This is a genomic window from Okeania sp. SIO2C9, from assembly GCF_010672455.1.
Lineage (GTDB): Bacteria > Cyanobacteriota > Cyanobacteriia > Cyanobacteriales > Microcoleaceae > Okeania.
In genome coordinates this window covers 20,538-40,080 of sequence record NZ_JAAHGO010000024.1, presented here as the reverse complement: position 1 = coordinate 40,080, position 19,543 = coordinate 20,538, and the positions used below count along the sequence as shown (strand labels likewise).

The following is a 19,543-nucleotide window of genomic DNA, read 5'->3' as shown; positions in this document are numbered from 1 at the left end:
GCAGGAAAAACCAATCAATAAGAGCGGTTCTTACAATAGTATGCTATACTCAATAAAATAAGGCTGCTGGACTAGCAATGTCAGTCTGTGGAGCGACCGTAAGACCGAAAAGAGGTTCGGCCTCGGAGGTAGGTGCTATGTTAGCGCAGCTCCTCTGTCAAGAGGAAGCAGAAAACCCCTATCAGTGATGTTAGGGAATCTCGCGCTGTCACGCAAGTGCAGCGTCGGGAGGATGTCAATTGCGCAGCATTCCGCACCAAAAAAATATTCTTTCTCAAGAAAAGAACATTTTTATTATGGCTAATTAATGAGACTTGATATAATACTAAATTGATAAATATTTGCTACAAATAGCTAGGATATTTCTTAGGAGTCAACCCACCCGCGCGCCCCTCCCAGGAGGGGGAGTCAGGAAGACCGAGTCACACGGGAATAGCTTCAATACCATTATTTTTCAGGTTGGAAATCATTCTTTTGTCTTGGTGCGCTACCAGGTGCGACTGGCGTCGTCGCGGGGTCGCACCGCTCTCTTGGTCGATTGGATATGGCGCAGGTTTCCTCGCCATCCCACCCTACGGGAAGCTCCGAAGATCGACCGCTTTGCCAAAGGGGAATATCCTGCACGTGTTTTTTTATTCCTCTTACTATTCGTAACATTCTTTTTTCACGCTTGGTATAACACCTAAAACCTAACACCTAATATAGAATCCGGTTATATAGTATATGTTCATTATTCAATCTCCCCATCTCCCCATCTCCCCATCTCCCCCAACAATACAATTAAGTATTCAACTGGATTTGATATTACTCGTTACTCGTTACTCGTTACTCCTTACTCCTTACTCCTCAGTAATACGATAACTAATTACCCGGATTCTATATAAGACCTTCTTCATGGCATTCTGGCAAAATGTTCTAACAATAATCTATGAATAAAAATATAGCCACCTCCTACTTTTTGTAAAAATATTAACTTGGTTGCATAGTCGAGAAAACGAGTATAATTCCAAGGGATATAACCATTAAAATACAAAATAATTCGTAAAATAAAATGTTTTACACAAGCTTCCCCTCCTCCCACAGCTAATCCGAAAATCAACCCATATTCACCCCAAGTTAAGAAGTACCAGTCTAATAATTTAGCAGCTAAACTCATTACTATTGCACCAACTAAACCAAAGATAAAAGCATTTTTAGTTGACTGCCAAATTCCTTGATTGGGAACAGTTACTTCTTCTATTCCTGGACCTGTCATACCACGAACTATTCCTAGAATTAGCCCTAAGCTTAATCCAGCTATTACTCCTCTAAGTAGAGGATGACTAATTTGATTAGGAATTTTTAAATTATAGTAGAAAATAACTGCAGATAATATACCAGAAATTAGTCCGATAGTTATGCCAATAACTACTTGGTTGATAGTATATTTTCCTAACCATCTCAAAGTAGTGACTGTTTGAATAGTTTTAAATCCAAAAAAACGCCAAAAATATACAAAACAAAATGCTACAAGTAACGCCATTTTAGGCAAAGTTAAAAATCGATAAAATAGGTTCCATAATACGAATAATATTATCGTCAAAAGAGTAATAATATAACCAATAATATAAATTTTATTTCGTAGCCAAGTTGGCTGAATTCTTTCAATTAAAAATACAGTTTCTGACTCGCTTACCATTTGCTTTGCTAACCAAATTAGCCATTTTTTTACTTTCTCTTGAGAATAGAGAATATTAACCGAACGACGCTTAAACATTCGCTCAATATAAGCATTAAATAAATGTTCCCTTAGTTCAGTATTACTGGGACTAGGTAATTCTTCAATTGATATTCCTTGATAAGCTAAACTGATAATACTTAAAATCAAAGGAGACCGAGAAAATTCTTGTAATTTAACATCAGATTCTAATGCTTTTCTGACTGCTACTAATTCTGAACCTGCATTTTTTAAATACTCTTGAATTTGCTCTAAACTTAAGGGCTGTAAATATATAGCTGCTTGAAATTTTAACTTACTTGAAAGAGCTTCATAATCACGAATCCGGCTACAAACTACTATTTCTGTCTGCCCGTATTCTTGACAGAATTTATTCAAAGCATCTACACAATCTTCTCGTTTTTCTCTACTAACTTCATCTAAACCATCCAGCAATAAAAGTAACTTTTGTTCTTGTATCCAAGCTTTACCAATTTGTTGAGACACTTGATATTTAGTATGTAATTCTATAACTAACCAATCAGCGATCGCTTGTTTTTTACCCTCCCAAGAAGACAAGTTAAAAACAACAGGTATTGGTTGAGTTAAATCAGCTTCAGTTCTATTAATTAAGTCTCGTGCTAATTCTAATAAAGTTGTCGTTTTGCCAGAACCAGGTTCACCCAAAATTAATAAAGTTCGCCCCGCGCCTAATTCATCAAATTTATCAATAATTCGAGTACCAGGCGGTAATTCTTGTTGGGGATTTTCTAAGTCTGACCACAGTAAACCCCAAGGACGATTTACTGCATTTTTTCGTTCTTCTAATCCTAGTTCAATTAATACTTTGCCGTGCAAGGAAGTTTCTAAAACACCTTTAACCCAATAATTTTTTACCTTGTTCAACAATATCTGACTATTTCGGTATTCCTGCCGATTTATTGATAAGTTAGTATCCGAATTTCGCAGATATTTACTATCTTTTACTATTCCCGCTTCTGGCAAAACATTATTTATCCAATTTAGATTAAAAATTGCTTCATAAATGCGATTATAAACCTTTAACTTACCTCGGTCATGAATAACTAACCCAGTTAATCTTAATTCTAATTGTTCAGGACTTTGATTAACTTTTACTCCTTTTGTCTGCAAAATTTTTTGATATAACAATAATAACTTCTGACGTTGATTACTTAATAAGAAGCGATCGCGAATAGTCCGTAAATGTTGTGGTTCATCCTGACTTTCCCAATTATCTATTATCATGCTTCGGACAAAATTTTCTACCCATTCTTTCTCCTTACCAAGGGGAATAAAAGACTCAGATTTTAGGATGAGTTGGCATAGCTTCTGAGTCAGAAAAGGTTGCCCCCCAGTCCAATTTAATATTGCTTGTAATATTTGTTGATGATTATTATATTTTGTAGCTAATCCTGTTACTAAAGGTTGAGCTTCTTTGAAACTAAAACCAGTTAATTCTATTCCACGACCAATATTAAAAGGACTCCCAATTTTATCTCTAATTAGATCGGCAGGAGTAGCTACACCAAAAAAAGAAAAAGTTAAACGCTTATATTCCTGATTTTGCCCTCTTTTATCGTAACAAGAGCGAATCACCCTAAAAAAATCATCTACTTGAAATTTTAAACTGAGGGTACTATCAATTTCATCAATAAAAATTATAATATTTCGGGAAATTAACTTGAGAATAATCGATTGAATAAATTTGCTAAAACGCTGCCCATAAGATAAATTATTATGCTCAAACCACCAACTTGTTAAATCGAAGCGATCGTATAAATCCAAACTACTAATAATACTGTCAATTACACTTGCATACCACTGTTCGGGAGTAATGTCTAAATTACCAATTGCACTTAGATCGATACCAGCACAAATAATTCCTTCCGTTTGTAAAATTTCCATAGTTTGTATTCGCAAACTAGACTTACCCATCTGTCGAGAATTAAGAACATAACAAAATTCTCCTGCTTTTAATCCACGATATAATTCTAAATCTGCTTGACGTTTAATATAGGTAGGAGAATCAATTGGCAAACATCCACCAACTTGATATTGATAATTTGTCATAGCTTATTTTGACAGAAGGAAAAAAAATAAAATTTTTATATTTTCGAGGTTTTAGCAATTATAGCAACTTTAATTGCTCTGAAAAAATATTATTTATCACTAAAGTGGTTTGAGCGACCTACATTTTTCCAATTTGTCACAAATTATCGAGAGCTTGAAAGAGGTGAAAATATTTTTTTATAGATCGAGTTAGCGATCGCCGGATAGTATGATTGAAACTAACTTTTCATACTTTTACCGAAAAATTGTGGGTATGCGCCTCCCCTTGGATAGGGGATAATAAGCGGTCGTTTGCGCAGCATGACCTAGGATGGGATGGCATTGTAGCGACTGCCACGCAGGACAGCTTGTGCAAAAAATACTCTCGAAATCTAGCTATTTTACGATTAGCTACTTGATAATGGCGTGAGGTTTCTGCAACAGTTAAATATTGAAGATGACTCTATATCATGGAGATACCTGAGATGGAGACGAGGGAGGTAAGTCTTCTATTTGAGCTAAGGTTTCCTGAATACGCGGAGTTGCGAAAAACCTTTTTGCATCCTCCAGCAAGCGTTTTCCCCACAAGTTTTGGTCAAGATAATCAATATCTGCATATCTGCTATCTAGTCGTAGAGCTTCTTCTCCCATAGCAAAACCTTGTTGTTTATCACCTTTAGTGTAGAGAGCTACTGATAGCGCTAGAAGTGGTTCTGCTGCTTTACTATCTAAAGAAACAGCTTCACGCCATTTTCCGATCGCATCATCCACATCTCCCATCTCGTATCTAACTAAGCCAATATTGTTAATTGCAGGCCATAGATTTTTTTCTAACTCATAAGCTTCTTCATATTGATCGATCGCTCTTTTAAACTTACCACGTTTGTAATAAGCATTACCTAGATCGAATAAAGCACCAGGACTATCTGGTTTGAACTTCAAACCTGCTCTTAACTGCTTGATAGCTTCTCCATACTCAGCTTTTTGAAAGTAAGCTCTACCAAGAACAAATCGAATATCAGCATTACTTGGATCAATTTCTTGAGCTTGTTCTAGAGCTATAATACCTTCTTCTAACTCTTCAGCTTGAATGTAAAGACTGCCTAATAGTGCCCAGGTCTGTTGACTATTTGGGGCTAACTCAGTGGCCAATTCAGCTCTTGATAAAGCTAACTCAAATTGTTGAAATCTTGCTAACTGTACAGCTTCCTCAGCTAAACTTAAACCCGTTTGTTCCAATTGAGCTGAGTTTAGCTGTAGTATGTGAGGAACTAATGCTTGTCCCAGCATCGGTTTCACTGTAGTGCCCCATAGGCCAAGGGTAATGAATAAAGAAACTAAGAAATTTCGATTTGGCACGGTAAAGAGTATTTATGGTTAAGAAGTTTAGTTGAAAGTATAAAGTATATAATATGATAGGATAAAATTCGACTAAACTTACCCAAACTTACCCAAAACGGTATTTTGAGCTTTGGAGCTAGCTTCCTGCGCGTGCTGACGCAATGCTGCGCAAACACTGAAGACCACTGACCCCAGTCTGTAACTTATCTTCGTCCACAGGTTTAAAATTGGTGAGAACTCCACCTAGTAATTCAAGTATAACAGAAGTTTTGCCATTTACCACTAAAAAATTTGAAAAAAAGTAGGGAAAGAGTATATTTAGGTAGGATTTGAGCTTCTGTTTTTACCCTAAAAATTTTATAATTTGCAGTATACTACTATTACATATATGTGAAAAAGAATCTGAAACCCTTATCCTGTTGTATAGGTAAAAATCTAATTTATGGAGATATCTATTGGAAATAATATATCTATAAATAATACGTCTATAATTTCCGCTTCAGACTTTTAATAAATTCTCTTGGTAAAGATCCTCTGATCTTTTTTTTTCAGTAAGGACTGTCTGATTTATATTTTTTCTTTTCTAGAGCGTGAACAGTATTCAATTAAACTATTGGTATAATAATTTCAAATTCAGTACCCTTGCCTGGTAAGGAATTTAGTTTAAGCTTTCCACCATGTTTTTCAGTAATAATTTGGTAACAAATAGCTAGACCCATACCTGTTCCTTTACCTACAGGTTTAGTGGTAAAAAAGTTTTCAAAGATTCGATCTTGTATTTCTAGAGGAATACCTTGCCCATTATCAGCTATTCTAATAGTCAGCAAATCAGACTCTTTCCTAACTATGACTTCTGTACTTATTTCAATTTGAGGTTGCCAATCACACAAGTCCAATTCAGCTAATTTTTCATTAAGTGCATCAATACTATTACTAATTAGATTCATAAATACTTGGCTAAGTTGACCAGAATAGCAACTAATCATTGGTAAATTTGTACAATAATTCTTAAGAATTTTGATACCATTTTTAAGACGATTATTTAAAATAAGTAAGCTACTATCTATACATTCATGGATATATGCTTGTTTCTTTTGAGACTCATCCATGTGAGAAAAATTGCGAAGACTATTCACAATTTTCAGCAGTTGTTCTGAGCCAAGTTTAATACCTTGAGTCGTCTCAGCTAATTCTTCTTGTAAAGAATCATAATCTATTTGTTCTTTAATTCGATTGATAATTGGAGATGGCTCTGATATTTCATCATAAGCAGATAAAAGCTTAGTAATTTCTTCTAAATAAGAAGTTAGAAATATCAAATTATTCCAAATACAGTTAACAGGATTTCTAATTTCATGGGCTACCCCGGCAACCATTCTTCCCAAACTTGCCATTTTCTCCGTTTGAATAGCTTTTGCCTGAGTTTGTTTTTGTAGTAGATGATTCGTAAGTTCATGAATATTTGACTGAGCGACTAATAACTGATGCACATCCAAAAGTCTATAAACATTAGCTTCTATTTCTACAACAATTGGGTCATATAATAACTCAGGCCGTCTCTGCAAAGATTTTTGTGCTGCTTCTACTATCAACGTATTACCAGGAAGAATAGATATATCTGTTTTGGAGACACGATATAAAGCTTCTATAGGCCGCTTGTAAAACATCTCTATACCATAGCGACTTCCCATTTTTTCAAAAAATAATCTTCGAGAAATCATACCAACTAATTTATCTTGCCGATCTCTCAAAATCACGCCAGGCAGCAAAGGGTTGGATTCAAACACAGGTGCAATATCTTTCCCAAGGTAGCTAGATGCAATTTGAAAGTCTTGCAGAGGTAGTTCCTGTATAGTTGACTCTAAAGATAGAAATTGACTTTTAACCTCTAAATTAGGCACAATAAATGAATCTGAATATGACTCATACAAAGCAAACATATTAAGGGAATTCCTAGTATTTTTGTATCAATAGATACGATTTATCAAAATATTCCTGATAGTTTGCTTGCACATCTGGAATATATTATCATGGCTATCTTTAACTTTTCTAGCACAATCCTCAGAAGATCATCAGAGCTGATAAAAATTGCTTAATTTTATTTCTTAATATATTTGTTTGTTTTATATAATATGTATAGATTATGTGGCCTATATCTTGGTCACAAATAAAAAAAGGTTTAATTATTTCATTGCACACTACTTGATAGATAATAATCTATATAGTTGGATACTATGATAAATTTATGACTGTAAATCAGTAATTATTCTTATAGAATTTAAGTAAGTAAATTGAGCAAAGTACTCAATATTTTTATCTATAACTAATAGTTAGGATATATGGATTAACTAAGCTTACCTACTTACTTAAATAGAAATACAAGTACTCACCCGTAAGAGTTGTCATAAATCCTAAACGTTCTAGATAAACAGTTTTAACATCTTTATCCACGCTGCCTTTTTCCAGAATATTTTTTATATAATCATCAAAGATGGCTCCTAGATCAAATCCTCTTAAATTAGCTATAAATACTGTTTTTTTCCTTAAACTTAAATAACAGCAAAATTACTGTAGGACAAAAATATTCTAGTAATGAGTTTGGAAGTCTGCTTTATAGACGATAGGGTAAACATTATTCATTAATGGATAATACCATTTCTCAAAAACTTTTCTACATTTTGTTGATCAGCAGACCCACCCCTCGCCCCTCCCCCTCCCAGGAGGGGAAGTGGGGGAGTGGGTAGGGACGTTGCATAAGGGCGTCCGTACAGGGAGAAGCAAACACAAGAATAATTAACATGAACTTAGGTGAAATTAGTAAAAAAGTGATTTTACTTGTGCTAATTAGTTAAGAACTTAAGTCTTGTCCAAGTATAGCAATAATGCATGGGAATTGGTATAATTACCTCTGGTTAAAACCGTTACGGAATTGAATGTAAGGAAATATTATTTCTTTATTTTCCCTTTGAAAGGGGAGGCTTCAAAGCGCGAATTATTTAATAATTAATAATTAATTATTAATTATTAATTATTCGGTAAGGATTTTACTTATTTCATATTAAAATTAAACTATTTTGTGATCTAATATGGATTCAACATTGACTGCGTTACAAGAACTAATAGAAATAGTAGCAAAATTACGTTCTCCAGATGGGGGATGTCCCTGGGATTTAGCTCAAACTTCAGAAACTTTAACTCCTTACATTATTGAAGAAGCTTATGAAGCAGTTGATGCCATAAAAAGCGGAGATAAAGAAGCAGTAGTTGATGAATTAGGAGATTTATTATTACAGGTGGTTTTGCAAGCACAAATAGCTAGTGAAGCAAATGATTTTACTTTAGCTGAAGTCGCTAAAAATATTAATAAAAAAATGATTAGAAGACATCCTCATGTATTTGGAGATGTGAAAGTAAATAGTACAGAAGAAGTTAAGCAAAATTGGGAACAAATCAAAGCAGCAGAAAAAGGAGAAACTAATGATTTATTTAGTACAAAACTCAGTCGATACGCTCGACAGTTACCTCCACTTATGGCAGCAATGAAAATTTCTAAAAAAGCTGCTGCTCTTGGTTTTGAATGGGAAAATATTGAAGGAGTTTGGGAAAAATTTAACGAAGAAGTTGGAGAGTTTGAAGAAGCTTTAAAATCTGAAGATAAGGAACATCAACAAGCAGAAATGGGAGATATTTTATTTGTTTTAGTGCAATTGGCAAGGTGGTATGATTTAAATCCAGAACAAGCTTTACAAGGAACTAATCATCGATTTTTGAAACGGTTTGCTTTAGTAGAAAAAATGTGCAACCGTCCTCTTTCTGAGTATACTTTGGCGGAGTTTGAACAAATGTGGCAAAATGCAAAAGTACAATTAGCAAGGGAAAAAAAGAAGTATGTATAGCAGTTATAAACTGGATGAAATACAAATTTATAGGTTTTAGCCAATAGGGAATAAAAGTTAAGCTTCAGCTTGATCATAAATATTAACTCACAGTTTATAGATGATTGGATCTATCAGGTTTTAGGTAATATTATTTCCGTTTAATAGCGTGATGAAAAACTTTCTGCTCTTCTTCCTGATTCTTCCCTCCTGACTCCTGACTCCTCGATTGTTATTTAGGGCTTGCTGATTAATTCTAAAAGTATTTACAGATACAGGTTTTAGCGTTTTAGAGTTGAAAAAAGTACCAACTTTTTGGTGGAAAAAGCTCATGCATGCTGGTATTTTGGGATGATTATGGCAGAAAAATTGAGAGACAATTCTTGCTCCTAGCTCCTCTACATTCCCCGTTCCTCCTGTCTCCTACAAAGAGCAAAAAGACTTTCCATACGCAGACCCTATTTATAAGTATTTAATTGGACATCATATAAGTATCAAGAAACTTAAAATTATTCTTGAGTCAAACTTAATTGCTACTATTGATTTTGTTGCACCAAATTAGCAAACTCAATCATCACTTTTTCATACTTTTCGCCCGCAACTTCTAATAAATCAATATGACCAGCACCATCGACCCAAAAGGAAAGCTTAGGCTCATTAGCTGTGTTAAAAAGTTGTTTCCCCTGGGAAAAAGGAATCACTCGGTCAGAATTTCCGTGGATTACCAAAACTGGGCAGTTAACATTTTTTATCTTATCAATACTGCGAAACTTGTCAAAGGGATAAATAGGGATGCGGGTCACCACCCGAAACGCAGTTGTAAATGAACTTTCAACTACTAAACCAGCCACAGACTGCCGGGATGCCAAATCTACTGAAGGCCCCCCACCAACTGAACGTCCATAAACAATAATTTGGTTTGCAGGTATGCCCAACTGCTGGGTCAAATATTCATAAGCTGCATTAATATCTTGGTAGGCATTTTTAACTGAAGGAGATCCTTGACTTGTTCCATAACCCTGATAATCATAGGAAAATATATTAAACCCAATATCTCGCAAATCTCGCAACCTGGGTAAAATTTCCCCTAGGTCTTCAGCATTACCATGACTGTAGAGAATTGTATACTTTGCTTTGGGTAATGCTAAATAAACACCTGTAATTTGGACTGTATCGCTAGACTGAAGCTTGACAAATTCCTGGTTTTCTTGATAGCTAGATAGACGAGGTAAAAAAATCAGCCGATCTGAGAAAAAGAAAGCCCAGAAACCTACAAGGACATAGATAATTAGGGTAGATCTGATTAGCCTAAGAACAGAAAATTTCCCTATAAGTAGTCCTATAATATTTTTCTTATCCATAAGAAAGAACTGGATATTTACCTATATTATTCTATACGGAATAATTTGTAACGCAGGTCTAGTGTTGAGCTGGCTAGCATTATTTGTACTATTGCGAGGAATATAAATGCAATTAGAATTTCCAGATGACCTCAAGTATCTTGAAACCCACGAGTATGTAAGAATGGATGGCGAAATTGCCACTATTGGTATTAGTTCCTTTGCTATTGAGCAGTTGGGAGATATTGTATTTCTGGAACTTCCAGAGGAGGGAGACCAAATAGAAAAAGAAGGCTCCTGTGGCAGTATTGAGTCTGTGAAGGCAGTTGAAGACCTGAAAGCTCCTATTACTGGTACAGTTGTAGAGCGTAATGAGGAAATATTAGAAAGTCCAGAACGTTTATCAGAAGAGGACCCATACATAGAGGGTTGGCTTCTGAAGGTGCGTGTTAAAGACCCTGATGAATTAGAAGGAGATGATATTTACTCTGCTGAGGAGTATCGTGAAATGGTAGAAGGAGAGTAGGTATTGACACTCCCCGCGCTAAGGCGACGAGGATTCTTGGTTTGCTGGCGCAACGCTGCGCGAACAATGACTCACCATAATTATGCAGGATTTCTCCTACACAACTAGAGGGTGTGTCTCCCCAAACGTTACTTTCGGTGTGCCCCACCGTAGAAAGTCCTTTTTGCAGAATGTTCAATGCTGCATTTATGTCTCTATCTTCTACAAACCCACAATGATCACAAATGTGGGTTTGTAGAAGATAGAGACTTCTTGACTGTCTGACCGCAACTAGAACAATTTTGGCTAGTATTATGTGGCGGAACCGCTACAGTTGCTTTTCCATACTTTCTACCAAAACGTTCTAACCATCTTCTAAATGTTAACCATCCTGCATCATTTATCGACTTCGCTAAATTCTGATTTTTTACCGAAAAATTGTGGGTATGCGCCTCCCCTTGGATAGGGGATAATAAAAAAAAATTTTCATGAATTTGTCAATCCTCTTCAATTCATGGAGAGGTAATTATTCATTATTCATTATTCATTATTCATTATTGAACATGCCTTTTACATTCAAATCTGCCTTCGGCACGCCACTCCGTGTCTACATAGGCGACCAAATCATTAGACTGGATGACGCAGTTGGCCACTCTCTTGACAAACTCTTCACGCTGCCTACTTACTTTTAAATGTTTTCGTGCATATCTAACTCTAGCTTTGTGATAATTATTTGACTGTCGTTGTTTGGGAACCTTTACCGAAAAATTGTGGGTATGCGCCTCCCCTTTTCAGGGGATAATAAGCGGTCGTTTGCGGAGCAGTCCGTTAGGATGGGATGCCGAGGAAACCTGCGCCATATCCAATCGACTCCTGTGAAGAAAAATTTTCATGAATTTGTCAATCCTCTTCAATTTCAATTCATAGAGAGGTAATTATTCATTATTCATTATTCATTATTCATTATTCATTGTTGAACATTTTGGCTCCCTTTTTTCCTTTACCTGGATTCCGGTATTTCCTAGACTTTCTCCTATTTAATCGGTTTAATCTTTTTGATGCTTTTCGATAGTATCTTGGAGATTCAACCACATTTCCAGAACTATCAGCAATTTTATTGTCAAGCGCTAAAGAAGGTACTGCTATACTCATAGAATATGTTTACTGGCGGTTGATAGCGTAGCTCCTCCCCAGGAGGCAACCGCCGTATCGCTTTTCATACCTGGACTGAAGTGACCGGGCTTTCCAGCTCTCGAACTTTTTCGGTAACTATTTTTCGGATTATTTACGTTATCTGTCTTTATTAACCTTTCTGCCTTATTTTATCTTCTTAAGTTAGTGGCATTAATGTTATTTTATGCCTCGTCGAAAATTGTTTTTTGTGAATTTATCTGGTTAAGTATGGTGTATACTTTTTCAGTTAATGTGCCTATCTTAATTCCCGGATTATGATAGTTTGAAGGTGATATGATATAATAGGAATATATAAAAAAATATAGTCGGGGTAGTACAATGAAAAAATATATATGGTTTAGTTTAACTGTCATAATCAGCTTAATACCTATATCTGTAAAAGCAGAAACATGGAATGGGGAAAAAATTTCTCAGATGATTGGTGCTATGAGTTGGTGTACAAATAATGCTGCTAAAAATCCTTCAGAAGCATCTATTTATCAGTCTGCTAGACGTGCTGGAACAATGGCACTTAAGAAGGCTATTGATAACGGAGATATAGATAGTAATGAAAGTCTGGAAATCTTAAAAAAATCAGAGAGAGAGGGAAAGTATTTTGACCAAACACTGAATCCAGAGCGTTGTAAACAAATCTGGCAAAGTGTTAATGAAAATTCAATGTTTTGAAATAGTTTTCAACTGATTACTTTTGGTAAAAGTTATTAGACTAAAGCAGGAATTGACCATAATTATTCTCTGAAATATTTATAGTTTTTACCGAATAATTAATCTTGAAAGCCTCTTCTTCTTTAAAGAAATAAAGAAAAAAAATTATGTTTGCCAATCCTATCCGTTTTCAGCCGAAGTAATTATTAATAATTAATTGTTGAAGATCTGCTTCATCTATAGAACTACGCAAATAGGGCGCGGACATTCCTCCCATGCAACCTTCCTACTCCTTACTGCCAATTCCGGTGCGGAATGCTGCACAAACTACTCAAATTTATTGTCAAACGCCAAAGAATTTACTGTGATATAACCCTGGTCGATCGCTCAGGACATTGTTGATTAGAAATTTTTCCATCTGGCATAATTGTTTGACACAAAGTAGCAAATAACAACGTTGTTTTTTTATCCATTTTTGCACCAGTAAGATTTGCATTAGTTAAGTTAGCTTGACTTAAATCTGCACCTCGCAAATCAGCATTATTTAATGTAGCAAAACTAAGATTTGCTTGATTTAAGTTGGCATTCCTAAGTTCAGCTCCCACTAATTTTGCATAACTTAAATCAGCTTCTACCAAAGTTGAATTTTTCAATTTTACATTAGTAAAGTTAGTACCACTCAACTTGGCTTTTTCTAAATTAGCATTCATTAATTGAGCATTTTCTAGATTAACTCCATCCAGAGAAACTATTCGATTGCAATCTGCATCTAATTCTCTGCATCGAATTAATTCTGTATCATATAGAAATTTTAATAATAATCCTTTGAGTATTTTATTATCTTCTAAACGAATTGATAAAGCTAATGTATTAGCCCTAATTAAATCTAAATAATCAAATTTATCTGTATCAGTATTATTAATATTTGGTCGGTCTACCAAAATTTCTCGTATTTCTTTCAGGTAGTTTTCCCATATTTGTTCGTGGAGGCGTTTATCAGCAATTTGTTCTTGAATTTGTTCTAAATCGTAAGTAATAAAACTGGCAATTAAACCGATAAAAACAGGCAAAAATATTTTCTCAAAAACTTCCCAAGGTTCTTTCTTAGCTATAGAGGATAAGAGGTTATTTAAGTAGATAACTGGATGAACTCTTTCTGGCTTCATTGTGATCGGGTTTAACTCTTTTTCCCGATAGATTGCAAAGACAAAAATAAAGAAAAATACAAAAGTAATTCCTATAGTATATCTGAACAAAGGCAAACTATTAATTTGCTCTATAATATATTCCCAATTAAAAAAATCTTCTCTTGAGTCATACTGCCAAGTTTCAATTTGAGCATAATTAATAGTATTATCAAATGCTTGATTCTGCCGTAACTTAACTACACTAACTGATACTGATATAGTACTCAAAATTCCTAAGCCAGCAGCAATAAATTTTCTTTTCATAGTCAAAAAAATACTATTACAGGAATAGTATAAACTTTAACAAAATCTTCATCAGGACTTACGCACGGACACTAAATCCAGTGAGGGCGCAATTCGGAGCTTTGCGGAACACAAATGCCATTTGTCTCTACATATGGCGCTTTCAAGATTAATTTGCGTAAGTCCTGTTCATAATAAAAATCTGTGTAGGGACGTTGCATGCAACGTCCCTACTGCTCAATAAAATGTAGAAAACTTTTTGAGAAATAGTCAATCCCAAAATTTGGCCTCTAAACTCAAAGAAGATATATATAGCGCTGTGCGCAGCTCATCTGGCAACAGCTCCGGAAGGCAACAGGGGGAATAAATTGCCGATAATATAAGACTTTTAGCTATTTGGCCTTTCCTGCAATTTGTAAATATACCAGGGCTCATTGCTATATTTTCTAATTTCTTCCCAAACCTCCCACACTCCCCACACTTCCCACACTCCCCACACTCCCCACACTTCCCACACTCCCCACCCTTCCCACACTCCCCACACTTCCCAAACCTCCCACCCTTCCCACACTCCCCACACTTCCCACACCCTCTCTAGCATTACTATGCAGCACCAAAATTATTTTATCTCCCATGAAGTTATGAATTTTTGTTAAAACTTAATCAGAAGTTAACCCCAAGGAATATATAAAGTGGTAGCCATACACAAATCTAATACAAAGTCAACCCCTAAACCACAACACCAGAATAAAGGCCAAAAGTCTACTAACTTTTGCCCAAGGCATATTGGCCCAGCCTCTGACGCAATTCAAAAAATGTTGACAGTATTAAGTATTTCCTCCCTAGATGACCTAATTGACAAAACAGTTCCACAAGTAATTCGATACCAAAAACCCCTAAATTTACCAAAATCTCTGAGTGAGACTGCTGCTCTTGCCAAAATCAAAGAAATAGCCTCCAAAAACCAAGTATTTCGTTCCTTCATAGGAATGGGTTATTACGACTGCATAACCCCACCAGTCATCCTCCGCAATATCCTAGAAAACCCTGGTTGGTATACTGCTTACACTCCCTATCAAGCAGAAATCGCCCAAGGACGAATGGAAGCATTGCTGAATTTTCAAACCATGATTACAGACTTAACAGGTTTAGAAATAGCTAACGCTTCCCTACTCGACGAAGCTACAGCAGCAGCGGAAGCAATGAGTATGAGTTACGGTCAGTGTAAAACTAAAGCAGAAGCTTTTTTTGTTGACTCTAACTGCCATCCTCAAAATATTGAAGTGGTGAAAACTAGAGCGCAACCATTAGGAATAGAAGTTATCGTTGGCGACTTTCGCACCTTCACCTTTGACAAACCAATATTCGGCGCACTCCTCCAATATCCTGCCACCGACGGAGCAATTTACGACTACCGCGAATTTGTGGAAAAAGTTCACGAAGTGGGAGGTTTAGTTACTGTTGCTGCTGACTTACTCAGTCTAACTTTATTAACACCTCCCGGAGAATTTGGTGCTGATATTGCTGTAGGAAATACTCAACGTTTTGGCGTATCTCTAGGATATGGCGGTCCTCATGCTGCCTACTTTGCGACAAAAGAAGCTTATAAACGACAAACTCCAGGTCGTATTGTCGGAGTTTCTCAAGACGCTAACGGCAACCCTGCACTAAGGTTGGCATTGCAAACGCGGGAACAACATATTCGTAGGGAAAAAGCAACGAGTAATATTTGTACTGCTCAAGTTTTACTGGCAGTAATGGCAAGTATGTATGCGGTTTATCACGGTCCGGATGGTTTAAAAGAAATTGCCGAAAATATCCATAATTTGACATCGAAACTGGCAGCAGGTTTAAAACAGCTTGGTTATCAAATTGGTAAAGAACCATTTTTTGATACTATTCGGGTAGAATTAGGTGCTGACTCTCCCCAGAAAAGTGCAAAAGAAATTATTGATGCTGCTGAAACAGCAGGTATTAATCTCCGGAGTCTCGACGATCAAACTTTCAGCATTTCTCTAGATGAAACTACTAATAATATAGATGTGCAAAATTTGTGGGAAATTTTTGCTGGTGGGAAAGCATTACCAGACATCGAAAACATTTCCCCTCTTGCTCAGAATTCATATTCCCGCACCAGCAGTTATTTAACTCACCCAGTATTTAACCGCTACCACTCAGAAACCGAACTATTGCGTTACCTCCACCGTTTACAGGCAAAAGACTTATCCCTAACAACATCAATGATACCGTTAGGTTCCTGTACAATGAAACTCAACTCTACAGCAGAGATGATACCTGTAACCTGGCCGGAATTTGCCAAAATTCACCCTTTCGCCCCCACTTCTCAAACCAAAGGTTATCAAATAATGTTTGAACAACTAGAAGAATGGTTAGCAGAAATCACAGGTTTTACCGCCATTTCCCTACAACCAAATGCAGGTTCCCAGGGAGAATATACAGGTTTATTAGTAATTCGCGAATATCACGCTCACCGAGGAGAAGCACATCGCAATATTTGTTTGATTCCCGAATCTGCTCACGGTACAAACCCTGCTTCAGCGGTGATGAGTGGGTTAAAAGTAGTAGTTGTCAAATGCGATAAACAAGGAAATATAGATATTGCAGATTTAAAGAAGAAGACAGAAAAACACAAAGATAACTTAGCCGCCATTATGGTTACTTATCCCTCAACTCACGGTGTATTTGAGGAAGAAATTTCTGAAATATGCGAAATTATCCATGCTAACGGCGGTCAAGTTTATATGGATGGAGCGAATATGAATGCTCAGGTAGGTTTATGTCGCCCCGCAGAAATAGGAGCAGATGTTTGTCATTTGAATTTGCACAAGACTTTTTGTATTCCTCACGGTGGCGGTGGTCCGGGAATGGGTCCGATCGGAGTTCAATCTCATTTAGCAAAGTTTTTACCAGGACATTCTGTGATTAATATTGGTGGAGAAAATTCTAGTGGAGCGGTATCTGCTGCACCTTGGGGTAGTGCGAGTATTCTGCCAATTTCTTGGATGTATATTGCCATGATGGGTGCGGATGGTTTGACTGAAGCAACTAAAGTAGCAATTTTGAATGCTAATTATATTGCTCAACGGTTGGAGAGTTATTATCCTGTTTTGTATAAGGGTAAGCATGGGTTTATTGCTCACGAGTGCATTTTGGATTTGCGTCCGTTGAAAAAGTTGGCTGGTATTGAAGTAGAAGATATTGCCAAACGTTTGATGGATTATGGTTTTCACGCACCGACAGTTTCTTGGCCTGTGGCGGGTACAATTATGGTAGAGCCAACAGAGAGTGAGTCTAAGGAAGAGTTAGACCGTTTTTGTGAAGCGATGATTTTGATTCGCCAGGAAATAGAAGAAATTGAAACTGGGAAAGCAGATAAAGAGGATAATTTGTTGAAAAATGCACCCCATACTGCTGAGAGTTTGATGGTGGATGAGTGGAAACATGATTATTCTCGACAACGTGCTGCTTATCCCGCACCTTGGACGCGGGAGCATAAGTTTTGGCCTGCTGTGGGAAGGGTTGATAATGCTTTTGGCGATCGTAACTTTGTGTGTTCTTGTTTGCCGATAGAAGCTTATAGTTAAAAGCGGTCAGCACTCAGCACTCAGCTATCAGCAAAATTTGTATGCTCAGTTAGACGGCTGAAATTCAGATTTTGAAGGAAATTCAGTAATCTGTCGTAACGCACCGCCTCTTCTCAAAAAGCACTCAGCCATCAGCAAAATTTGTATGCTCAGTTAGACGGCTGAAATTCAGATTTTGAAGGAAATTCAGTAATCTGTCGTAACGCACCGTTCTGGCACAATGTTCGGTGCGTTACGCTTTGCTAACGCACCCTACTAGACTGACACAGCTAAAACTGTGCACTCTTATTTTTATTTCTAGGTGTCTTTTTCTCCCCACCCTTCCCACACTCCCCACACTCCCCACACCCCCATCTAATCCACCATTTAAGGTGTGTCAGTCTACTACTGGACTAAAATGACAAATATAGATTTTTTCTCTGACTATTTATCTGCCACAATTCGACTTTCTGTTCCTCTAGCTTTTGCCGCTTTAGGTGGAATATTTTCCGAACGTTCCGGCATTCTTAATATTGCTTTAGAAGGAATGTTATTAACAGAAGCTTTTGTCAGTGCGGCTGTTTCTATTTCCACTGAAAATGTCTGGATAGGAACATTAGTAGCAATTTTTGCCGGGGGAATTTTAGGTTTAATTCATGGCTATCTTTGTGTCAGTTTAAAAGTCAATCAATTAGTCTCTGGTTTAGCAATAAATTTAGCAGTATCAGGATTAACTGCTTATGGAGCGAGGGTGTTATTTGACAGTGGCACAATTGCTTTACCAGGTATTGAAACTATCAATTTTTTGGGATTAAAACATTTGCCAATTTTAGGAATATTCTTCAATCAAGACCCACTATTTTATTTACTTTTATTGTTAATTCCGGTTTGTACTTATCTGATTTTTCATACCAGTTGGCGTTTAGCTTTAAGAGCAGTTGGTGAATATCCTCAAGCAGCAGCAACAGCAGGAATATCTGTTAATTTGGTGCGTTATTTAAGCGTAGGTTTTAGTGGTTGCTTGGCAAGTTTAGGTGGAGTTTATTTAGCATTAGTTCATGTGAAATTTTTCACCGAAGGTATGAGTAGTGGAAAAGGTTTTATTGCTTTGGCAGCCATAATCTTTGGTAGATGGCATCCCTTTAATACAGTTTTAGCTTGTTTATTATTTGGAGCAACAGAAGCTTTGCAATTGAGAGTTCAAGCTTTTAATCTGAATATTCCCTATCAATTTTTAGAGATGTTGCCTTATGTTATTGCTTTGTTAGCTTTAATTGGTTTATCAGGTAAATCTACCCCTCCTGCTGCTTTGGGAAGGGAGCGGGGAGCGGGGGAGTAGGGATTCATTAATTGATAATTGATAATGGATAATTGATAATTACCTCGGGTTTTAACCGCTACGGAATTGGGTAGTCCTGTATAGTAATGGTGAATGGTGGCTGAAATGCTTGCTATACCCTTACCGAAAAAATTACAATGCACCACTACCCGGAATTGAATATAAGGAGATATTATTTCTTTTCTTGGTCGATTGGATATGGCGAGGAGACCCGCTCTTGACAGAGCCGCTCCGAATGGCGCCATCCCTCGACCGCTTTTTTCCCCTTAAAAGGAGAGGCTTTAAACCATAATTATTTAATTATTAATTATTAATTATTAATAATTCGGTAAGGGAGTAGGAGAGTAGTAAAAACTTGAAGAACGCAGAAGAGAAAATCTGGCGTTGTCTGAGTTTTACAGCGCTTTTGCTGATTGATAAACCACATGGTCTTGAAATCCTCCCGACGCTGCTCTATGAGACAGCTCGGGATTCCCTAAAATCACTGATAGGGACTTTCTGCTTCCTCTTGACAGAGGAGCTGC

The 19,543-nt window shown here is 36.6% G+C and carries 12 protein-coding genes and 2 pseudogenes; 5 read left to right on the top strand and 9 right to left on the bottom strand.

What is annotated here, in order from left to right:
* Window positions 1-447: 447 nt before the first annotated feature.
* The 4 genes from F6K23_RS19540 to F6K23_RS19525 form a co-directional block, all read right to left on the bottom strand.
* Window positions 448-657 (bottom strand): hypothetical protein, encoded by a 210-nt coding sequence (locus tag F6K23_RS19540; protein ID WP_293158893.1) that lies wholly within the window; start codon window positions 655-657, stop codon window positions 448-450.
* A 235-nt stretch (window positions 658-892) separates the two neighbouring features.
* A complete protein-coding gene (locus tag F6K23_RS19535; RefSeq protein ID WP_293158892.1) occupies window positions 893-3,787 on the bottom strand; it encodes an AAA-like domain-containing protein in 2,895 nt (964 codons plus the stop codon).
* A gap of 447 nt (window positions 3,788-4,234) precedes the next feature.
* Complete coding sequence (locus F6K23_RS19530; protein ID WP_367267758.1) at window positions 4,235-5,056, bottom strand: tetratricopeptide repeat protein; 822 nt, start codon at window positions 5,054-5,056, stop codon at window positions 4,235-4,237.
* A 656-nt stretch (window positions 5,057-5,712) separates the two neighbouring features.
* Entirely contained in the window at window positions 5,713-7,047 is a 1,335-nt protein-coding gene (locus F6K23_RS19525; protein ID WP_293158890.1) for a sensor histidine kinase, read from the bottom strand.
* Window positions 7,048-8,193: 1,146 nt separating this feature from the next.
* Here F6K23_RS19525 and mazG point away from each other — a divergent pair.
* Window positions 8,194-9,003 (top strand): nucleoside triphosphate pyrophosphohydrolase, encoded by an 810-nt coding sequence (gene mazG / locus F6K23_RS19520; RefSeq protein WP_293158889.1) that lies wholly within the window; start codon window positions 8,194-8,196, stop codon window positions 9,001-9,003.
* A 515-nt stretch (window positions 9,004-9,518) separates the two neighbouring features.
* On the opposite strand, the gene F6K23_RS19515 is transcribed toward mazG, so the two are convergent.
* Window positions 9,519-10,343, bottom strand: coding sequence for an alpha/beta hydrolase (locus F6K23_RS19515; RefSeq protein ID WP_293158888.1), 825 nt, complete (start codon window positions 10,341-10,343; stop codon window positions 9,519-9,521).
* Window positions 10,344-10,449: 106 nt separating this feature from the next.
* Between F6K23_RS19515 and gcvH the strand changes: the two genes are divergently transcribed.
* Window positions 10,450-10,848 (top strand): glycine cleavage system protein GcvH, encoded by a 399-nt coding sequence (gcvH, locus tag F6K23_RS19510; protein ID WP_293158887.1) that lies wholly within the window; start codon window positions 10,450-10,452, stop codon window positions 10,846-10,848.
* 94 nt (window positions 10,849-10,942) lie between these two features.
* Here gcvH and F6K23_RS19505 read toward each other — a convergent pair.
* Both F6K23_RS19505 and F6K23_RS19500 read right to left on the bottom strand, forming a co-directional pair.
* Window positions 10,943-11,258: pseudogene (locus F6K23_RS19505) on the bottom strand (RNA-guided endonuclease InsQ/TnpB family protein); the annotation flags it as partial.
* Between the two features lie 123 nt (window positions 11,259-11,381).
* Window positions 11,382-11,564: pseudogene (locus F6K23_RS19500) on the bottom strand (hypothetical protein); the annotation flags it as partial.
* A gap of 775 nt (window positions 11,565-12,339) precedes the next feature.
* Between F6K23_RS19500 and F6K23_RS19495 the strand changes: the two are divergent.
* Complete coding sequence (locus F6K23_RS19495) at window positions 12,340-12,687, top strand: hypothetical protein (protein ID WP_293158886.1); 348 nt, start codon at window positions 12,340-12,342, stop codon at window positions 12,685-12,687.
* 338 nt (window positions 12,688-13,025) lie between these two features.
* On the opposite strand, the gene F6K23_RS19490 is transcribed toward F6K23_RS19495, so the two are convergent.
* Both F6K23_RS19490 and F6K23_RS19485 read right to left on the bottom strand, forming a co-directional pair.
* Window positions 13,026-14,117, bottom strand: a complete 1,092-nt coding sequence (locus F6K23_RS19490; protein ID WP_293158885.1) for a pentapeptide repeat-containing protein — start codon at window positions 14,115-14,117, stop codon at window positions 13,026-13,028.
* A gap of 367 nt (window positions 14,118-14,484) precedes the next feature.
* A complete protein-coding gene (locus F6K23_RS19485; protein WP_293158884.1) occupies window positions 14,485-14,697 on the bottom strand; it encodes a hypothetical protein in 213 nt (70 codons plus the stop codon).
* 91 nt (window positions 14,698-14,788) lie between these two features.
* Between F6K23_RS19485 and gcvP the strand changes: the two genes are divergently transcribed.
* Both gcvP and F6K23_RS19475 read left to right on the top strand, forming a co-directional pair.
* The gene (gene gcvP, locus F6K23_RS19480) at window positions 14,789-17,701 is read left to right on the top strand and encodes an aminomethyl-transferring glycine dehydrogenase (RefSeq protein WP_367267757.1); all 2,913 of its coding nucleotides are present in this window, start codon (window positions 14,789-14,791) and stop codon (window positions 17,699-17,701) included.
* Window positions 17,702-18,098: 397 nt separating this feature from the next.
* Window positions 18,099-19,019, top strand: a complete 921-nt coding sequence (locus tag F6K23_RS19475) for an ABC transporter permease (RefSeq protein ID WP_293158883.1) — start codon at window positions 18,099-18,101, stop codon at window positions 19,017-19,019.
* The last annotated feature ends 524 nt before the right edge of the window (window positions 19,020-19,543 follow it).